General features: G+C 38.7%; 1 protein-coding gene. It reads left to right on the forward strand.

Annotated features, from left to right (window positions below; genetic code table 11):
- Positions 1 to 269: mannitol dehydrogenase family protein (locus AAEY83_RS15370; RefSeq protein ID WP_351060293.1), on the forward strand; the 269-nt coding region annotated here is incomplete at both ends.

The following is a 269-nucleotide window of genomic DNA, read 5'->3' on the forward strand; positions in this document are numbered from 1 at the left end:
AGATGTGTCACTGGCAACACTTGTCATTGCTACTTGGTGTTTATACAGCGATAAAGGTGTAAGTGAAAAAGGCGAAAAGCTTGAAATTCAAGATGCGATGTACAAAGAGCTAAATGCATACGCGCAGCAAAGCCAAGCTAACCCAACTGCATTTTTAAAGCTAACAAGCTTGTTTGGTAAGCTTGAGCATAACGAAACGTTTACTGCTGAATATAAAAAGTCGATTGCTGCGTTGTATGCACCTAATAGTAAAATTAAAGCCATTATGC

The organism is Psychrobacter sp. TB20-MNA-CIBAN-0197, assembly GCF_040309765.1.
Classification (GTDB): Bacteria; Pseudomonadota; Gammaproteobacteria; order Pseudomonadales; family Moraxellaceae; genus Psychrobacter; species Psychrobacter submarinus.